Here is a 19,429-nt window from a genome sequence, read left to right as displayed (position 1 = left end):
AAGGAATGACGATCAAATGGCTACAAAACTTCCAAAAGTACCAGTTGTAATTGTTGGTATGGGATGGGCAGGCGGAATCATCGCCTCGGAATTAACAAAAGCTGGCATCAAAGTGGTTGGAATTGAACGAGGGAAAGATCGGACCACCAGCGATTATTTAATGGGACATGATGAACTTCGCTATCAACATCGGACAGAGTTGATGCAGGACCTTTCAAAAGAGACGATTACATCACGAAATAATAAAAACATGACGGCTCTTCCCATGCGCAGTTATGGCACCTTTATCGTCGGAGACGGCGTGGGTGGTGCCGGCAGTCACTGGAACGGTCAAACCTACCGTTTTTTACCCTATGATTTCGAAATTAAGACGTTAACCGAAAAAAAATATGGCCCAAATAAAGTAAAGCCTGAGTATCTGATCCAAGATTGGGGCTTGACGTACGACGAAATCGAACCTTATTATGATAGATTCGAAAAAATGGCAGGCATCTCCGGTGAGACCGTTGAGAAATATGGAAAACGGACCAATCCATATCCTACTGGTCCGATGGTTAAGACACCGATCATGAAGGAATTTGAAACGATAACTAAAAAACTTGGCTACAGCCCATATGTCATTCCATCTTCTAATCTATCAGAATCATATAAAAACCCAGATGGCATTCAACGTGGTGCCTGCCAGTATTGTGCCTACTGTGAAAACTTTGGCTGTGAATACGGTGCGAAGGCGGATCCAGCCGTAACGGTGATTCCTGTGGCCAAACAGACTGGAAACCTTGATTTAAGAACCCATTCAAATGTGATTAAAATCTTAAATGATGGAAAAAAAGCAACTGGTGTACTTTATGTTAATACGATTACTGGTGAAGAGTTTGAGCAGTCTGCTGATATCGTAGTGGTCGCAAGTTATGTGTTTAATAATGTGAGACTTTTATTGAATTCAGGCCTTGGTCAGCCATACAATCCGGAAACAGGGAAAGGCGTAATCGGCAAGAACTATTGCTATCAAGTAACAGGAGGGGCCACTACTCTATTCTTTAATGATAAAGAGTTTAACTTGTATGGTGGTGCCGGGGCACTTGGGATGGAGATTCCTGATTTCACAGGGGATCAAATTGACCATACGAATGAAAACTTCATTCATGGAGGCTGTGTGCGTGTCACTCAATATGGAAACCGTCCAATCGCTAACAATACCGTTCCAAAAGGAACACCTGCATGGGGGGCGGAATTCAAGAAACAATCCATCAAGTATGCAAACAGTACCTTCCCTGTAAAGGTACAAGCAGCAAGCATGCCACACAAAGATAATTATCTGGATCTAGATCCTACCTATAAGGATGCGTACGGTATGCCTTTATTACGGATGACTTATGACTACACAGAACAAGATCGTGAAATGGTCAAATACATGGCAAAGATTACGAAAAAAATTGCCAAAGAGTTCGGCGCAGATATTATGGAAACAAATGAAGAGCAAGGTCCATTCAACGTAAACAAAGATACCAATACGCATAACACAGGCGGAGTCATCATGGGAGCAAAGCCTGAAAATTCTGCCGTTAACACGTATTTACAAATGTGGGATGCGGAGAATGTTTTTGTGGCTGGAGCTTCTGCTTTTCCTCATAATAGTAACTTTAATCCAACCGGTACATTAGGTGCGCTTTCCTATCGTGCGGCTGAAGGTATTTTAAAATATATTAAACAAGGCGGCCTGCTTGTTTAATTCACTAAAAAAACTACTTGTCCCAATATGTGGACAGGTAGTTTCTTTGTTTAGAAAGATTATTATATAATGAAATAATCAGGAATTAGTGAGCAGGGTGGTAGTATGAAACAAAAAAACCGGGCGAGAGTGACTTTAAAAGATGTCGCTGAACATGCGGGTGTCTCTAGAGCCACCGCATCGCTCATTGTGAGAAATAGTCCGAATGTTGCCGAAAAGACCAGAAAAAAAGTGTTAGCCTCCATGGAGGAACTTGGGTATGTATACGACCGGATAGCGGCTAATCTTCGTTCAAAGCGTTCATCCACAATTGGTGTCATCTTTACTGATATTGCTAATACCTATTTTTCAGATTTATTAAAGGGAGTAAGTACGACTTTAGAATCTGAGGGGTATACCGTACTATTAGGGACAACCTTTGATTCAGAGGAAAAACAGGTACACCTTTTATCGACGATGCTTGAACATCGAGTAGACGGCATTATTCTTTGTCCTGTTTCGGGCAGTTCAAAGGAACCGATTGAAAAGTTAAAAAAATTAGATCTACCCATTGTCCATGCAGTAAGAGAAATTGCCAATTTAGATTGTGACTATGTAGGTATTGATTATTCAATGGGAGCAAAATTGGCGATCAATTATTTATTGAAAAACGGACATCAGCAAATCGCCTTTGTGGGCGGCCGTAAGGAATCAACGGCTTGGCAGCAAAGGGTAGAGGGGTTTAAACAAGCCTATCAATCAGCAGGATTTGAAGTGGAAGACTCGATGTTAGTTAGTACCGCACCAACAAGGGATGGCGGGGCTTTAGGGGTTAAGGAATTACTAAGTCAAGGAACAAAGCCTACAGCCATCTTTTGTTTTAATGATTTAGTGGCCCTCGGTGTCATGGTTGGTTTAAGAGAATCGGGTTTAATCCCTGGGAAGGATGTGGCTGTAATTGGGTTTGATGATATCCCGGAAGCGGGCATTACCAACCCGCCGTTAACGACTGTATCTTCCTTCGCAAGTGATATTGGTGCCTCTGCTGCTGCTCTTCTTCATAAGCGAATTAACGATATTGACCGGCCAACCGAAAGAATTATCTTACATCCAGAACTTGTTGTTCGGGAGTCTGCATTTGAGAACAGTTAAAAAAGTTCTTTTTACATAAAAACCAATTTATTCACCACGATTACTATCATTGCTAGGGGGGGCTTCTACTATTGGAGAAGTTAGGGGTTATTTCACTTGGTGAAGCGTTTGTCGACTATGTTTCAGTCGATGCTTCAAATACAACATTTCAGCCATTCATGGGCGGTGCAACTGTTAATGTCGCAGCAGGAACAAGCAGGCTCGGCCTCCCAACTTATTATTTATGTAAACTAGGCCATGACGACATCAGCCATTTTGTTGAACAAGAACTTATAATGGAAGGAATCCATACGGAGTTCTCAGTTCATTCTGCGAGTAAGAAGATTTGCGGAGTATATGTATATCTTAATGAAGATGGTGAGCGGTTTTTTCATTCTTACCTAAACGAAACTCCAGACGAAGTATTAACAGTGAATGAATTAAGGAAAGAAGTGTTCGAACAAACGAAGGCTTTTTATTTCGGTTCAGGCACCCTTTTTCATGACAAAGCCAAAGCCGCATCAGAAACATCCATACAATACGCCCGAGATGCAGGGAATTTTATTGCATTCGATTCAAACATTCGGTTAAAGCGCTGGACAAGCGAGGAACAATGCAGGGAAACAATCACTTCTTTTATTAAAAAAGCTGATTTAGTTAAAATTGCGGAGGACGAACTATATTTTTTGACACAAACCCATACACTTGAAAGTGCTTTGGAACTTGTATCATCTTGGAAAATTCCTTTTCTGTTTGTCACGATGGGAGGGAAAGGTGCTTTCGCTGTCATGGATGGAAAAAAGATTTTCGTACCCGCTCCGGAAGTAAATGCTGTGGACACTACGGGTGCAGGTGACGCGTTTATGTCCGCTCTCATTTTTTGCTTCCATGATTATGGGAAACCGGCCAATCTCTCCGAACTGACAAAATACCTTCAGTTTGCTAATCAAGTAGGTGCTGCCGCTACAACAAAGATCGGCGCTCTAACTGCTACTATAGATGTTGATGAACTAAAAAAACAGTTTGAATAGGTACCCTTTTTTTATAACTTATGTTATTATTCTAGTATTGCAATTTTAAGAAAGAGGTTCTAGTCCCCCTCGTTAAAAAAACTAAGATGAAGCAGCACTTCTTCTTGGGGTGCTGTTTTTTCTATTTGAAAGGAGAATTCCTTAGCATGTTAAAGGATGAAAAAGCAGTAGTTGTATTCAGTGGCGGCCAAGACAGCACCACTTGTTTATTTTGGGCATTAAAGCAATTCAAAGAAGTAGAAGTCGTTACTTTTGATTATAACCAAAGGCATTCCTTAGAAATTGAGTGTGCCAAAAATATAGCGAACGAACTTGGTGTCAGGCACCATATTTTAGATATGTCTTTATTAAACCAACTAGCTCCAAACGCATTAACCCGCAATGACATTGAGGTAAAAGAGGGCGAGGACGGCGAGCTGCCATCGACCTTTGTTCCTGGACGGAATCTATTATTTATCTCATTTGCCGGAGTGCTGGCAAGTCAAGTTGGCGCCAAACACATTGTAACCGGTGTTTGTGAAACAGACTTCAGTGGTTACCCTGATTGCCGTGATATTTTTATAAAATCATTAAACGTAACCTTAAACCTGTCGATGGATAAGGAATTTGTGATCCATACCCCATTAATGTGGCTTGATAAGGCTGAAACCTGGCAGATGGCCGATGATCTTGATGCCTTGGATTTCGTTAGAGAAAAAACATTAACCTGTTACAACGGAATCATTGCCGACGGCTGCGGGGAATGCCCTTCCTGTCTATTACGAAAAAAAGGCCTAGAGAAATATTTATCAACAAGAGAGGCGCATAAATAATGTACGGTTTCCGTATTGTCGATAAACTACAAAAAATAAATGAAGATATACAGCCAAATCAATTAAAATACCATCACAAACGAGTACTTGTCAGCAAGGAATTCACCTTTGATGCGGCACACCATCTGCACTGTTATGAAGGAAAATGCAAAAACTTACATGGTCATACCTATAAGGTGATCTTTGGGATCAGCGGTTTTGTCGATGAACGCGGCCTGATGATGGACTTTGGCGACATTAAAGAAATTTGGAAAAAGGAAATTGAAATCTTCCTTGATCACCGTTACCTTAATGAAACCCTGCCGCTGATGAATACGACGGCTGAAAACATGGTGGTTTGGATTTACGAGAAAATGGCAGAAGCCCTAAAGCAACAAGACAGACAAGAAAAATACGCCGGTGCAAGGGTGGAGTTTGTCCGTTTATTCGAGACACCTACAAGCTATGCGGAAGCAAGACGGGAGTGGATGGAAAATGAGTAAGATTCCCGTAATGGAAGTATTCGGTCCGACCATTCAAGGTGAAGGAATGGTCATTGGCCAAAAAACGATGTTTGTGAGAACTGCCGGTTGCGATTATTCCTGCAGCTGGTGTGACTCTGCCTTTACATGGGATGGTACAGGCAAAAATGACATCCGCATGATGGAAGCAGAAGAAGTTTGGGCTGAATTGAAACAAATTGGCGGGGACAACTTCTCGTTCGTCACCATATCTGGCGGTAACCCTGCGCTATTAAAAAATTTAGATGCCCTAATCGATATTTTAAAGGACAATCAGATAAAAATCGGTTTGGAAACGCAAGGAAGCAAGTGGCAGGATTGGTTTAAAAGAATCGATGAATTAACAATCTCACCGAAACCGCCAAGCTCTAAAATGGTAACGGACTTCAGCATTTTGGACATGATTCTTGATAATGTGAAAGACAATAATGTCAGCTTAAAAGTAGTAGTATTTGATGAAGAAGATTACGAGTATGCAAGAAAGATTCACCGCCGCTATCCAGATGTTCCTTTTTTCGTACAAGTTGGAAATAATGACTTAACAACCGCTGATAACCAACAGTTGTTATTACATCTACTTAATCAATATGAACGCCTTATTGATAAAGTAATGGCGGACCCAGAACTTAATGACGTTAAGGTCCTGCCGCAATTGCATACCTTCCTTTGGGGAAACAAAAGAGGAGTATAAAGCTCTTCCCAAATTAATTCACTTCAAAGAGAGGAGTGACATTTATGGGGATTGAAATGAAAGATATTATTAGCAAGAAGATTCTTACTGAAGCAAAGGGATATTTGGATGTTGGGTTCACACATTCATTAAATCCGTACAGTGGCTGCTCGTTTTCCTGCTCCTATTGCTATGTGAGAGAAATGCCCATCCAAAAGTTTAAAGATATTCCTTGGGGAAAATGGTTGGACATAAAGACAAATGCAGCAGAAAACTATCGAAAAGAAATCACGAAACTTCGAGAAAAAAATAAGCCTGTAAATATATTTATGTCTTCGGCAACAGATCCCTACCAACCCATCGAGCGAAAAGCGAACATTACACGGGGGATATTAGAAGAAATGATTGAGAATCCTCCCGATTTTCTTCAAATCCAAACAAGAGGACCACTTATTACGAGGGATCTTGATTTGTTAGTGCAATTAAAAGAAAAAAGTGATCTTCTTGTATCCATGACGATTGAAACCGACAGGGAAGATATCAAGCAAATATTTGCTCCCACTGCTCCTGGAATTAAACTAAGGGTAAAAGCTTTAAAAGAAATACATGATGCGGGAATATCTACCCAGGCTTCTCTTTCTCCTGTTTTACCTTTTACTCCTGATTTTCCGCGATTGCTGGAAGGGATTGTGGACCATATCTGGATTGATACACTAAGCATTGGGGATGGAGCAAGGGGAAAGCGTTCTGAGAGATTGGGAATGCCCGCGTTATTCCAGAAGCATGAACTAGCGAAGTGGTATCGAATGGATTTGCATCAAATGACGGCAAGGCATTTTCAGAAATATTTTCCTAGCGACATGATACGAATCTCAAAAAATGAGGCATTTCCAAAATGAAAATTGACGAAATACACTTCTAATTAACTATAACCTTAATATAAATACACCATAGGCGGATTTCACCTCCTATGGTGTATTTTTTTATCAAAAATGCCCGTGCTATGTTAATTTTCAAAATGATCAAACTACCAAAAATTTGTAAAATGTTATATAAAGGGAATTATATGTATCATGAAGAAGTCATACCTAACTATCTTTCCTATAAAATAAATGGTTGAGGATGAGGGATTTGAACAAATTGTACAATGAAGAATTCGAATTGGAAACAAACCTGTCCAGAGCGATAAAAGAAAACGAATTTGAGCTGCATTATCAACCAAAGTTGGATTTACATACGGGTAAATTTTCGGGGGTAGAGGCGTTAATCCGTTGGCGTCACCCCGAAAAAGGGATGATCTTTCCTATGGACTTCATTCCGACAGCTGAAAAAACAGGCAGAATCCTCGAAATAGGAGACTGGGTTTTATATACCGCTTGCATACAAAATAAAAAGTGGCAAGAGGAGGGGCTCCCTTCTTGGATCATGGCCGTTAATCTATCCGCACAACAATTATACCAACCCAATTTAGTAGAAAAAATCCAAGATATTTTGAATAGCACGGGTCTTTCTCCCGAATATCTCGAACTTGAGATTACAGAAAGTATGATGGTAGATGTCCAAAAAGTTCTTCCTATTATCAAGGATTTAAAGGGAATCGGTGTCAGAATCAGTTTGGACGATTTCGGCACAGGGTATAGTTCTCTCTATTACTTGAAGGAATTTCCGATTGATGTTGTGAAGATCGATAAAAGTTTTGTTCGGAATTGCACCTTGTATACTAAAGATTCCACAATCATCAAAGCTATTATTGCAATGGCTCACGAATTGGGAATGGGTGTCATTGCAGAAGGGGTCGAAACGAAAGAACAATTAATTTTTCTGCAACAGCAGCATTGTGATAGGGGACAAGGTTATTTGTTCAGCAGGCCACTGCCTGCGCATGAATTGGTCAATGCCTATAGGACCGTTGAACAAACAATCCATAGGGATGGAAAGCCAGAAGAAATGGCCACCATGCAACTTGCTGTTAACCATGATGGGGGTACTTTACTTGTAAAAACTTATATGCATTTGGATAAGGTGCAAAATATCGTAAAGAACCTTATGGACGAAAACACTCTATCGATTTATGGAAATCGCATCTATGGTCTTAGAGGAACAGCCTTCATAGAAATACATAAAAAAGGACGAGTCCTAATGATTCACTCTTCAGAAAAAGGAATTGTTTCCTATTTGCACAAAAAATTAACCGTTTCTTTTGAAAATGTAGAACAGAGCGCCATAGAAGATATTATTAGAATTGAATAAATTCTATTGGACACATGCTCCACTTCTTTATGTGATTTCAAAATGGTTCTCAAAATTACATCATGTCTATGGTGTATTTTTTTTATCAATAAGTGGGTTTAGTGGACAATGATCCAGGCAATCTCCTTTTTTCCGTTATTCACCTTTGCTAAAATAGTAAATACAATAAATGTACAGAGAAAAGGTGTCTTATGCAAAAAATAATTGTCATTGGTGCAGGAATTCTAGGGGCATCAACCGCTTATCATCTCGCCAAATTCGGTGCAGAAGTTACTTTGATTGATCGTCACGATTACGGACAAGCCACTGATGCCGCAGCAGGTATCGTCTGTCCCTGGCTTTCACAACGAAGAAATAAAGCTTGGTATCAACTGGCTAAAGGGGGAGCGCGCTACTATCCTGAGCTGGTTGCTCAATTGGAAGCGGATGGAGAAACCCATACAGGGTATAAGCGTGTCGGAGCCATTAGCCTTCATACTGATCCTGAAAAGCTGGAAAAGATGGCCGAGCGTGCAAGAAAACGCAGGGAGGATGCCCCCGAAATTGGTGAAATAACCATCTTGAGTCCTTCTGAAACAAAGCGGCTATTTCCACCACTTGCAGAGGAATACGGCTCGGTTTTTGTAAGCGGCGGGGCACGTGTGGATGGCAGAGCCATACGTGATGCCTTATTAAGCGCTGCACAAAAAAATGGAGCGACGTTTCTGAAAGGGGAGGCTTCTATTATTTGTGAGGGAAATCGGGTAGCTGGTGTTCATTTAGAGGGAAGGGATTTGCCTGCTGACCAGGTAATTGATACTGGAGGGGCTTGGTCTAAAGCGTTGTTAGAGCCGTTAGGGGTTGACTTTTTAGTTAAACCGCAAAAGGCACAAATCATTCATCTTGAATTACCACAAATGGATTCAGGTTCATGGCCCGTCGTGATGCCTGTGACAAATCAGTATATCCTTACTTTTGATCATGGGCGGGTAGTCGTAGGCTCTACTCATGAAAATGAGGCCGGCTTTGATCATCGACCAACAGCAGGCGGAATACAGGAGATTTTGAATAAAGCTTTGGAAGTGGCGCCGGGGCTTTCAGCTGGGACTTATCTTGAGACACGGGTAGGGTTTCGTCCTTTCACTCCGGGCTTTTTGCCGGTCGTAGGAGAATTACCTGGATATGAGGGCATTTATGTGGCCAACGGACTTGGTGCTTCGGGGCTCACAAGCGGGCCATACATTGGGGCGGAATTAGCTAAGCGTGTTTTAGGAAGGGAAACGGAGATAGATTTTGGGCTGTATGATGTAGCAGGGGCCATTGGTGAATAACTGGGTTATGGGGACAACATGGAAAGATTCCTGACCTCATGGCGATTTCATGGGGACATTTAAAAGATACTTTGAACGGGCCTATTAGACAGGATCCTTTAATATTCAAGGTGAAGTGTCCAATAGGGGAAGTTTTTCCTGTCCCTATAACCGGGACCACTGTCCACAAAAAAGACCTACCTTTCATCAAGAAAGAATAGGTCTTTTACCAATTTAAGCGCCTTTCTTCAAGCCACTCCGTTTTACCCCAAATAATTGATCAAGGACAGGATTCGATTTGTTTTTGATTTTTGAAACAAACAACGGATTTAACGCTGCCGTTACAATCACATTCGCTGTTAATCCCCAGAATCCTTCATAGATACCAAAAGATGTTCCAGTAGCATACACGGTGAAAGTGACCACTAATCCAACAAGTAATCCTGCAATAGTCGCTTCTTTGGTTTGATTTTTCCAAAATAAGCTAAACACAATCGCTGGGAAAATCTGTACCATTCCTGATACTCCTAGTAATTGTAACGATACGAGGGCAGAAGGGAACACCATTCCAAACACGAGTGCAAGTCCAATAACCACAAACACCATACAACGAGTGATCAATGTTAATTTTGCTGGCTGGACCTTCGGATTAATTAAGTCGCGGTAGATGTTATTCGCAAACAAATTGGATGCGCCAATCGCCATGATAGAACAAGGAATCAATGAGGCAAGGGCAATCGTCGCATAGGCCAAACCTTGAACCACGCCGCCATAAGAAACCTGGATTAAATTTAACAGAGCAAAACGCGGGTTCGTGCCCTCCGGTAGAACGTGAAAGGCAACAAAGCCTAGGAAAATAAGCAAGATTAAAACGATATTATATAATGGCAGGAAGATTGCATTTTTTCGAAGTGCATCTGCACTTTTTGCCGTAAACACACCTGTTGCTGCATGGGCCCACATAAACAAGGCCAGCCCAGATACTAGCGATGCAGTCAAAAACCATGGAATTCCTTTTGGACCAGAGGTAGGAATCGTTAATAATTGTGGTGAATCACTAGCTACCTTATCAATCATCGAACCCCAGCTTCCAAAGTGAATGATTGGAAGATTAACGACAAGGAATAACATAATTACCCAAACTAAAATGTCTTTGATTACCGCTGTATAAGTTGGTCCCTTGATCCCGCTGAAAAATGTGAATAGGGCCACTAATAAGAAGGAGACGATGACAACCACTTTTACATTGATATAACCTGTTCCTGCGACAGTCAACGTATCTTGGATGCCTGCTAATTGTAAATCTATGTATGGGATGAGCATTAACACACCAACCGCGGCGATTAAGAAGGCTAAAAATTTACTATTAAACCGAACCTTAGCATAATCGGCAAGCGTTGTTATTTTATAGTTTTTCGAAAACTTCCATAGTTTTGGAAGAAAAAAATAGGAGATAAAGTACGCGATAATCGTATAAGGAATGGCAAAGAAAGCCAGACTTCCGCCGGTATAAGCCGTACTAGTTAAACCTAAAAAGGTGTACGCCGTGTAAAGGTCTGCTCCGACTAAAAACCAAACAAGTAGAGTTCCAAACCTTCTCCCGCCAACAGACCATTCTTCAACTGAACTTCTGTTTTTTTTATCTCTTCCGGATAAAAATCCAATGAGGACAACGCTTAAAACGATGAATCCTGTGATTAACAAAGCTGTAAGATTTCCTTGCATTACTCAGCACTTCTTTCTGTTTTTTGTAATTGGTAAATCGCAAAGGTACATAAAGGAGTGATTATCATCCCGAAAAATAACCAAAACGCTAGGAAGGGTAATCCAAATATAATTGGCTGAATTTGGTTAACAAATGGAATGGCTGCCAGCATAAGAATAAACGGCACAATGGATAGTAAAATGATGATGGACTTTTTGCCCATTTTTATAACCCCCTGGTAAAAAATTTTTCAACGATAATAATAGTAACAATTATTTCAAATGAAAACAACAAAATTTTTAGAAAATATATAAGATTCATTTATATTGAAATATTTTGAGGGGTGACAAAGTGTCATCTTTTTCTTTGACAAATGACACATTGTCATCTAAAATACACTTATAGTGACAATGTGTCATAGAAAAAGAGGAGGGGTATCCATTGCCCAAGATCACCTTTATAAATCTACCAGAGGAAAAAAAGCAAACACTGATTGCGGCCATGAAAAAAGAGTTTTCAAGAGTGCCGTTGTATGATGCTTCGATCGCCAATATCGTTAAATCTGCCAATATCCCGCGAGGCAGTTTTTATCAATATTTTGAGGATAAAGAGGATGCGTTTTTCTTCCTATTCAATGATTTGGTCCTTCGTATTAGGCATAACTTTGTTATTCTGCTAAAAAAATATGACGGTGATTTATTTGATACCATGATCGAATTCTATCAATTGATTATTATGGAAGAAGAGGATGTTCATTTTCTAAAAAATGCATTTTTAAATATGACCTATAAAATAGAATTATCTTTTTCAAAAATTTTTAAAGGCCAAGATACGAGCGGCCAGCTTAGTGAGTTTTTGTCTTTACTTAATACAAGCCAGTTGAATATTTCCAATCACAGGGAATTATTTCATCTCTTACAAATTGTGTTCACCATCACGTTAAGAAATGTGGTTGAAAAGTTTGCAAAGGAACTGTCAAAGGAAGACGCTTTGGCGAATTATAAACTAGAAATAGAGCTTCTCAAAAATGGACTTGTCCGAAAAATGGAGGAACCAACGTGAAACGAGTAAAACCACCAAAGAAACCACTGATATTTTATTATGGAATAATCATTGTCATCATCCTGCTATTAAATTCGTTTATTTTCCCATTGATTTCCAACTATTCGGTCAAGGAAGTGGATTATGGAACCTTCTTAACCATGGTTGATGATGGGAAAGTAAAACAAGTTGAAATTGACGATAATACGATTACGTTTAAAGCAAAACAAAGTAATGAAACGAAAGTTTATAAAACAGGAACGATTGAAGACCCAGAGTTAGTAGACCGTTTGCATAAGGCAGATGTTAAATTTACCAAGGTCATCCCAAAAGAGACGTCACCCTTGTTAAATTTCATCCTTAGCTGGATTCTTCCTTTTGCAATCTTTATTGCCATTGGACAATGGTTAACTAAGAAAATGTCGGGTAAGATGATGGGCGGCAGCGGTCCCATGTCATTTGGAAAGAGCAATGCGAAAGTGTATGTAGAAAAAGAAACCGGTATAACGTTTAAAGATGTGGCAGGCCAGGATGAAGCGAAAGAGGCACTGCAGGAGATTGTTGACTTCCTTCATAACCCTAAAAAATATAAAGAAATCGGCGCGAACATTCCAAAAGGTGCCCTATTAGTAGGACCTCCAGGAACAGGTAAAACTCTTCTTGCCAAAGCTGTTGCTGGGGAGTCAAACGTGCCATTCTTCTCGATGTCAGGTTCTGAGTTTGTCGAGATGTTTGTCGGCATGGGGGCTGCTAGAGTAAGAGATTTATTTAAACAAGCTCAAGAAAAAGCTCCATGTATCGTATTTATTGACGAAATTGATGCCATTGGGAAGAGCCGTAATTCAGGCATGCCTGGCGGTAATGATGAACGGGAACAAACCCTGAACCAGCTTTTAACGGAGATGGATGGATTCGATGCGGATAAAGGTGTCGTGATTTTAGCCGCAACCAATAGACCAGAAACCCTTGATAAGGCTCTATTGAGACCTGGCCGCTTTGACAGAAGGGTTCCAGTTGAATTACCGGACTTAAAGGGACGTGAATCAATCCTGAATGTCCATGCTTCTAAAGTAAAACTAGATGAAAATGTCGACTTTAATGTCATTGCTAGGGCGACATCGGGAGCATCCGGTGCCGATTTAGCCAATATCATTAACGAAGCGGCCTTAAGAGCGGTTAGGTTAGGCCGTAATAAGGTAATCCAAAATGATTTAGAAGAGTCCGTAGAAGTGGTCATTGCAGGTTATCAGCGTAAAAACGCAGTGATCTCGATGAAGGACAAATTAACCATTTCTTATCACGAAATCGGACATGCCTTAGTTGCTGCGAAACAGAGTCACTCTGCACCTGTTCATAAAATAACCATCATCCCAAGAACATCCGGAGCATTAGGTTATACGATGCAAGTGGATGAGCACGAAACGGTGTTAATGACAAAAGAACAGGCCTTAGATAAAATCACCACTTATATGGGGGGCCGTGCTGCTGAAGAAATTATCTTTAAAACAGTGACATCGGGTGCATCCAATGATATCGAACAAGCAACCAAGATTGCTAGAGCGATGATTACTAGATTTGGAATGAGTGAAGAGTTTGATATGATGGCCCTTGAAACCGTCAATAATCCTTACTTAGGCGGAGATACGTCCTTAATGGTATCCGCAGAAACAGCTGCCAAAGTGGATGCAGAAATTCTTAAGATTATTAAATCGTGTCACCAAAAAGCAATCGAGATTTTAGAAGAAAACAAAGATAAATTGCATGAATTGACGAAGTATCTGTTAGAAAAAGAGACCATCACTGGCGATGAATTTATGTCCATTTTATTAGCAAAAGCATGATGAAACAAACGAAGCCAAGGCAGGACCGCTGCCTTGGCTTTTTGTAGTTCAAAAAGACTGAATGGATCTAGTAGTTTTTCCTTATTTTGTATCAACCACTGATTTTTAAACTGAATAGTCTGAATTTTGTATATTCAGAAAGAAAACAATAGTTGTAAGATTACTTTTGGAAACGCTATCAGAGGGAGAGGAGGCGGTTAAGAGGGAAGTTTTTTATTAAATAATAGGGGAGGAATTAAGTTTTGAACATTCAAAAAAGGCAGAAGAAAAGAATGGCGGCCATCATCCTAAGTTTTTTACTTATCTTGGCTTCATTTCCAGCATCTCTTCCTGCAGCTGCAGAAGCAGACTCTGTATTAAAACAATTTGATTTTGGTACATCGACAAGTTTGGTAAAAGAAGGGTATCTGCAAGTCACTTCGGATACCGCCTATACAGCAGAAAAGGGTTATGGTTTCGCTGACCCAACAAGGGTCTCCTCCGTAGAAAGAAAGACTGCGGACCCTTTAAAATCCGATTTTATTTCTACAAAGGATACTTCCTTTAACGTGGACCTTCCTAATGGAGACTATTCTGTCACAGTCATTTCGGGAGATGAAACGGAAGGGACAGTAGTAGGGATTAAGGCAGAGAATATTCAAAAGGTTCAAGATACGACGATTGCTGCTGGAGAATACATCGAACGTACCTTTGATATCGCCCTCGTTGATGGACAATTAACGTTCGAGTTAACCGGTACCAATCCAAAACTCAACGGATTGAAGATTGAAAAACTTCCGGAACGGTCAGCCGGGGAACTGCCGACGGTTTACATAGCAGGCGACTCGACCGTACAAACCTATGATGAATATTGGAGACCGCAGGCGGGCTGGGGACAGATGATTTCCCGTTTTTTTAGCTCCGATATCACCTTTAAAAACCATGCGATTGGCGGCCGCAGTACAAAAACCTTCATCAATGAAGGCCGATTGGATACGGTTTTACGAGAAATCAAACCTAACGATTATTTCTTTATTCAATTTGGCCATAACGATGCAACCATCAGTGTTCCAGAACGTTATGCATCCGTGCCAGATTATAAAAATTACTTGAAGACCTACATTAACGGGGCACGCCAGCGCGGGGCGATTCCTATTCTGGTGACGCCGATGGGCCGACGGGACTTTAATGCAACGACAGGTAAGTTTAATGTCAGCTTCCCTGAGTATGTACTGGGGATGAAGGAAGTCGCTGAAGAATTAGACGTTGATGTGGTCGATTTGAGCGCCCGCAGTGTCGCTTACTACGATACGATTGGTCCTGAAGGGTCGTTATCTGTATTCCTTCATTTAGAACCGGGTATCTATACAGCATTTCCAAATGGTTCGCAGGATAATACTCACTTCCAAGAGTATGGGGCCATCCAAATGGCCCGTTTGATTTCGGATGAAGTGAAAAAATTAGACATTCCGCTATCTTCCTATGTTACGGGAGTAGAACCACCTGCTAATGTTCCTGACAAACCTAGGAACCTAGCTGCCAGCAGTATTAGTAATGCTGGGGCCTTATTAACCTGGAAAGAGGTAGAAGGCGCCGATATTTATAAAGTTTATCGCAAGCCTTCAACTGATAATGACTTTTCTCTAGTTGGCTCGGCAACCATTCCACGTCTAAATGTTAATGGAATGGAAGAAGGGAAATCCTATGATTTAGTTGTTACGGCTGTAAATGGTAAGGGAGAATCTGAAAAATCAGAGACAGTACACGTGACAACTAAAAAAGCAACATTGAAATTTGACTTTGGTTTAGCCGGAAGTCCGATTGCCGAAGGATACACTGGCGTCAATCTTTCAACTAAGTATACGAAAGAAAAAGGCTATGGGATTGTCGACCCGACAGGCATGATTGGCCGTGACCGAAGCACTGGAGGCGATTTGCTCCGAGATTGGCTTGGTTACTTTAATGTGGGCTGGAAATTTAATGTCGATCTACCAAATGGCCTTTATGCTGCAAAAGTCTATGTGGGAGATTTCTTAGGCAGTGCCCGAACCACTTTAGCCATTGAAGGGCAGGATTATGGCACCATTTCCGCACCAAGCAAGAACACGACCACAAAGGTTGTTTCACAGGTTTCTGTAAAGGATGGGCAAATGAATTTCAGTTTCGGAGGTTCCACTGCCATTGTTAACGGAGTAGAACTCACCCCTATCTTACTTGCACCTTCCGAGCTTAAAGTAGAGGAACAGTCCCTTGATGTGAATCAGCCATTTGTAACCCTTTCATGGAAGGGCGTAGAGGATGCGGTAAAATATAATGTTTATCGTAAAATATCCGGTGCCAAAGATTATGTGTTAATTGGAAGTGCCGACAGCAATACCTTTAAAGATAAGAATGTGGATGTAGGTTTAGAGTATCAATATGCAGCCACAACAATTGACAATGCCAACGTAGAAACGGTTCCATCCCTGCCGCTCGATGTGAAGATGATTGATCCTTCACAGCCGGTGCCAGCGAAGCCTGCGAATCTTAAAGCAGGGGATGTTAATAAAAATGATCTTACAATAAGCTGGGATCCAGTCGATGGTGCGATCACATACAATGTATATCGTTCCAAAAAACAGGATGGCACGTACCAGCTGATTGGAAAATCAAAAACGGCATCCTATAAAGATTCGACTGTGTTAACCACGATTCCTTATTTTTATAAGGTTGCCGCTGTAAATGCAGGCGGAATCTCGGATTTTTCCGACAGCCTTGAAACACCAGCTGTAACGGTATTAAAGCGCCAGATGGAAGATTTGGATCGAGCGCCTGTTTCAATCAAAACTGATGATGGGGTATACGTGAGCTGGAGAATGCTCGGCACAGATCCTGCCGACATTAGTTTTAACGTTTATCGTGACGGTAAAAAAATAAATGAATCACCAATAACAACTAGCACGAACTATACAGATAAAGAAGGAAAGTCAGATTCTGTCTATGAAATTCGTGCGGTTATGAACGGTAAGGAAAGAAAATCACAGGATACTGCCAAAGTATTAAGTAAGAATTATATGGATATTCCGCTTCAAAAGCCAAAGGATGGTGTCACACCTCTAGGAGATCCTTATACCTATCGTGCAAATGATGCAAGTGTTGGAGACCTGGACGGTGATGGACAATATGAACTTGTGTTGAAATGGGACCCATCCAATTCGAAGGATAATTCACAAGCAGGATATACAGGAAACGTCTTTGTAGATGCCTACGAAATGGATGGAACGTTAAAATGGCGGATTGACCTAGGGAAAAACATCCGTGCCGGCGCCCATTATTCTCCGTTCTTAGTGTACGATTTTGATGGTGACACAAAAGCGGAGGTTGTTTTTAAAACAGCTGATGGAACGGTTGATGGAAAAGGAACGGCGATTGGCCGAGCAGATGCCGACCATCGGAATAGCACGGGGTATATTGTACAAGGCCAGGAGTACTTAACTGTTTTTGAAGGTGCTACAGGTAAAGCGTTGTCTACCGTCGATTATGATCCTCCGCGCGGTGACGTTTCGGCTTGGGGAGATTCTTATGGAAATAGGGTCGATCGCTTCCTGGCAGGAGTGGCTTACTTAGATGGGGAGCATCCAAGCATTATCATGGCTCGTGGATATTACACCAGATCCGTATTGGCTGCGTACACTTGGAAAGATGGGAAGCTTACCAAACAGTGGGTGTTCGATTCCAATGAGGAAGGCAATGGCGACTATGCTGGCCAAGGGTACCATACGTTAAGTGTCGCTGATATTGATAAGGATGGCAAAGATGAAATTGTCTATGGTCAAATGGTGGTCGATGATGATGGCAAGGGCTTATATACGACTGGATTAGGACACGGCGATGCCTTGCATGTCGGCGACTTTATTCCAGACCGTCCTGGCCTTGAAGTGTTCGGCGTTCAAGAACATACCGATTCACCATATGGTTATGATATGCGCGATGCCGAAACAGGAAAAATCCTTTGGGGCGAGAAAACGGGGCAGGATACGGGCCGCGGTCTAGTGGCTGATATCGACCCTACCCATAAAGGGGAAGAAGCATGGGCCATTTCAGGCGAATGGAACAGCCGTATCGGCGGTCTTCATACAGCGGAAGGTGAAAAGATATCGGACAACATTCCAACAAGCAATTTTGCGATTTGGTGGGATGGCGACCTGCTACGTGAATTAGCAGACCATAAATGGGATGCCGCTAAAGGTAGCGGTGTTGGTACAATTGACAAGTGGGATTATAAAAATAACAAACTAGTAAACTTACTTACTGCAGACGGAACACTATCAAATAATAGCACGAAAGGTAATCCGACTCTCCAGGCCGATTTGTTTGGTGATTGGCGTGAAGAAATCATCTGGAGGACAGAGGACAGCAGTGCCTTACGTGTGTATATGACTACAGATGAAACAGAACACAGAATTTACACCTTGATGCATGATCCACAATACAGATTATCTGTTGCCTGGCAAAATGTCGGCTATAATCAGCCGCCGCATGCAAGCTTCTATATTGGGGAAGGAATGTCTGCTGCTCCGGTGCCGCGTATTCATGTCGTCGAGAGACCAGATGTTACCGCACCTGAAACCGAGTTTGCAGTGTCCGGGGAGGAAAAGAATGGCTGGTATAATAAGCCAGTTACCATCAATCTTACGGCTAATGATGACCAATCGGGCGTTTCGGAAACCCACTACTCACTAGATGATGGGGCTGTAGCGACCGGCACCTCTATCAAAATCGAGAAAGATGGGAAGCATGTTTTATATTACTGGAGTATAGATAAGGCTGGAAACGTTGAGTCAAAGAAATCAGTGAATATTAACATTGACCAAACCGGACCTGAAATAACTTTCTCTGTAAAAGAAGGTGCGGAGTTTGGGGTTGATCAGCAAGTTTCCATTACCTGTGCAGCAGAAGATGCTCTATCCGGGGTGGCGGCTTCGACCTGTAATGATGTATCAACACCTGCTTATGAGCTCGGATTAGGAAGCCATTCCTTTACGGCGGAGGCGGTTGATAAGGCGGGTAATGAATCTAATCACACCCTCCATATTACCGTAGTTGTTAACTATGAAAATTTAGGAACTTTAACAGAACAGTTTGCAGGAGACCGTTCGGATTTCTTAAACTCATTAAAAACAAAACTGGCTCAAGCATCCGCCTCTGAGGAAAAAGGTAATAAGAGTGCACGGGATGGACAGGTGCAAGCTTTTATTAACGAAGTGAAAGCTAAAAATGAAAAAGGATTGACTGAGAAACAAGTGCAAATCTTAACTGATTTAGCGGGAACCTTAATGAAATAAGCGTAATTGGTGCCCAATGGAGTTGGTATTCACTTCATTGGGTTTCTTTTTTGAAAAAAAAATAAGGGCAAATTCTACCCTGATTCCTTCTCTTCATGTAGAATAGGATAATGGACTAGCGTTAATAATGAATGAATAAACTATT

Annotated in this window: 14 protein-coding genes; 12 read left to right on the top strand and 2 right to left on the bottom strand. The window is 41.4% G+C overall.

Features of this window, described 5'->3' with window-relative positions; genetic code table 11:
* Positions 1 to 16 precede the first annotated feature (16 nt).
* The 9 genes from GXK58_RS11715 to GXK58_RS11675 all read left to right on the top strand — a co-directional run bounded on the left by GXK58_RS11715 (position 17) and on the right by GXK58_RS11675 (position 9,415).
* Complete coding sequence (locus GXK58_RS11715; RefSeq protein ID WP_160722974.1) at positions 17 to 1,732, top strand: GMC family oxidoreductase; 1,716 nt, start codon at positions 17 to 19, stop codon at positions 1,730 to 1,732.
* Between the two features lie 105 nt (positions 1,733 to 1,837).
* Positions 1,838 to 2,863: a LacI family DNA-binding transcriptional regulator gene (locus GXK58_RS11710; protein ID WP_160722972.1), complete on the top strand. Its 1,026-nt coding sequence runs from the start codon at positions 1,838 to 1,840 to the stop codon at positions 2,861 to 2,863.
* 71 nt (positions 2,864 to 2,934) lie between these two features.
* The gene (locus GXK58_RS11705; protein WP_160722970.1) at positions 2,935 to 3,873 is read left to right on the top strand and encodes a carbohydrate kinase family protein; all 939 of its coding nucleotides are present in this window, start codon (positions 2,935 to 2,937) and stop codon (positions 3,871 to 3,873) included.
* Positions 3,874 to 4,019: 146 nt separating this feature from the next.
* A complete protein-coding gene (queC, locus tag GXK58_RS11700) occupies positions 4,020 to 4,685 on the top strand; it encodes a 7-cyano-7-deazaguanine synthase QueC (RefSeq protein ID WP_160722968.1) in 666 nt (221 codons plus the stop codon).
* Entirely contained in the window at positions 4,685 to 5,167 is a 483-nt protein-coding gene (gene queD, locus GXK58_RS11695) for a 6-carboxytetrahydropterin synthase QueD (RefSeq protein WP_160722966.1), read from the top strand. The genes queC and queD overlap by 1 nt, the downstream gene beginning before the upstream one ends.
* Positions 5,160 to 5,876: a 7-carboxy-7-deazaguanine synthase QueE gene (gene queE / locus GXK58_RS11690; RefSeq protein ID WP_160722964.1), complete on the top strand. Its 717-nt coding sequence runs from the start codon at positions 5,160 to 5,162 to the stop codon at positions 5,874 to 5,876. Before queD ends, queE begins: the two co-directional genes overlap by 8 nt.
* A 44-nt stretch (positions 5,877 to 5,920) precedes the next feature.
* Positions 5,921 to 6,754: an SPL family radical SAM protein gene (locus GXK58_RS11685; RefSeq protein WP_160722962.1), complete on the top strand. Its 834-nt coding sequence runs from the start codon at positions 5,921 to 5,923 to the stop codon at positions 6,752 to 6,754.
* 232 nt (positions 6,755 to 6,986) lie between these two features.
* On the top strand, positions 6,987 to 8,105 hold the full coding sequence (locus tag GXK58_RS11680) for a putative bifunctional diguanylate cyclase/phosphodiesterase (RefSeq protein WP_160722960.1): 1,119 nt from the start codon (positions 6,987 to 6,989) through the stop codon (positions 8,103 to 8,105).
* 191 nt (positions 8,106 to 8,296) lie between these two features.
* Positions 8,297 to 9,415: an NAD(P)/FAD-dependent oxidoreductase gene (locus GXK58_RS11675; protein ID WP_160722958.1), complete on the top strand. Its 1,119-nt coding sequence runs from the start codon at positions 8,297 to 8,299 to the stop codon at positions 9,413 to 9,415.
* A gap of 213 nt (positions 9,416 to 9,628) precedes the next feature.
* On the opposite strand, the gene GXK58_RS11670 is transcribed toward GXK58_RS11675, so the two are convergent.
* Together GXK58_RS11670 and GXK58_RS11665 are read right to left on the bottom strand one after the other, a co-directional pair.
* Complete coding sequence (locus GXK58_RS11670; RefSeq protein WP_160722956.1) at positions 9,629 to 11,119, bottom strand: sodium:solute symporter family protein; 1,491 nt, start codon at positions 11,117 to 11,119, stop codon at positions 9,629 to 9,631.
* Positions 11,119 to 11,322: a DUF3311 domain-containing protein gene (locus tag GXK58_RS11665; RefSeq protein ID WP_160722954.1), complete on the bottom strand. Its 204-nt coding sequence runs from the start codon at positions 11,320 to 11,322 to the stop codon at positions 11,119 to 11,121. The genes GXK58_RS11670 and GXK58_RS11665 overlap by 1 nt, the downstream gene beginning before the upstream one ends.
* 218 nt (positions 11,323 to 11,540) lie before the next feature.
* Between GXK58_RS11665 and GXK58_RS11660 the strand changes: the two genes are divergently transcribed.
* The 3 genes from GXK58_RS11660 (at position 11,541) to GXK58_RS27530 (ending at position 19,284) form a co-directional block, all read left to right on the top strand.
* Entirely contained in the window at positions 11,541 to 12,161 is a 621-nt protein-coding gene (locus GXK58_RS11660; protein ID WP_160722952.1) for a TetR/AcrR family transcriptional regulator, read from the top strand.
* Positions 12,158 to 13,981 carry an ATP-dependent zinc metalloprotease FtsH gene (ftsH, locus tag GXK58_RS11655; RefSeq protein ID WP_160722950.1) on the top strand — a complete coding sequence of 608 codons (1,824 nt, stop codon included), beginning with the start codon at positions 12,158 to 12,160 and terminating at the stop codon, positions 13,979 to 13,981. The genes GXK58_RS11660 and ftsH overlap by 4 nt, the downstream gene beginning before the upstream one ends.
* Positions 13,982 to 14,253: 272 nt before the next feature.
* Entirely contained in the window at positions 14,254 to 19,284 is a 5,031-nt protein-coding gene (locus GXK58_RS27530) for a rhamnogalacturonan lyase family protein (protein WP_160723336.1), read from the top strand.
* Positions 19,285 to 19,429 lie beyond the last annotated feature (145 nt).

It is taken from the genome of Bacillus sp. USDA818B3_A (genome assembly GCF_009928415.1).
GTDB lineage: Bacteria > Bacillota > Bacilli > Bacillales > Cytobacillaceae > Neobacillus.
Note: the sequence above shows the minus strand (reverse complement) of the source record. Positions and strands in the feature narration are given on the sequence as shown.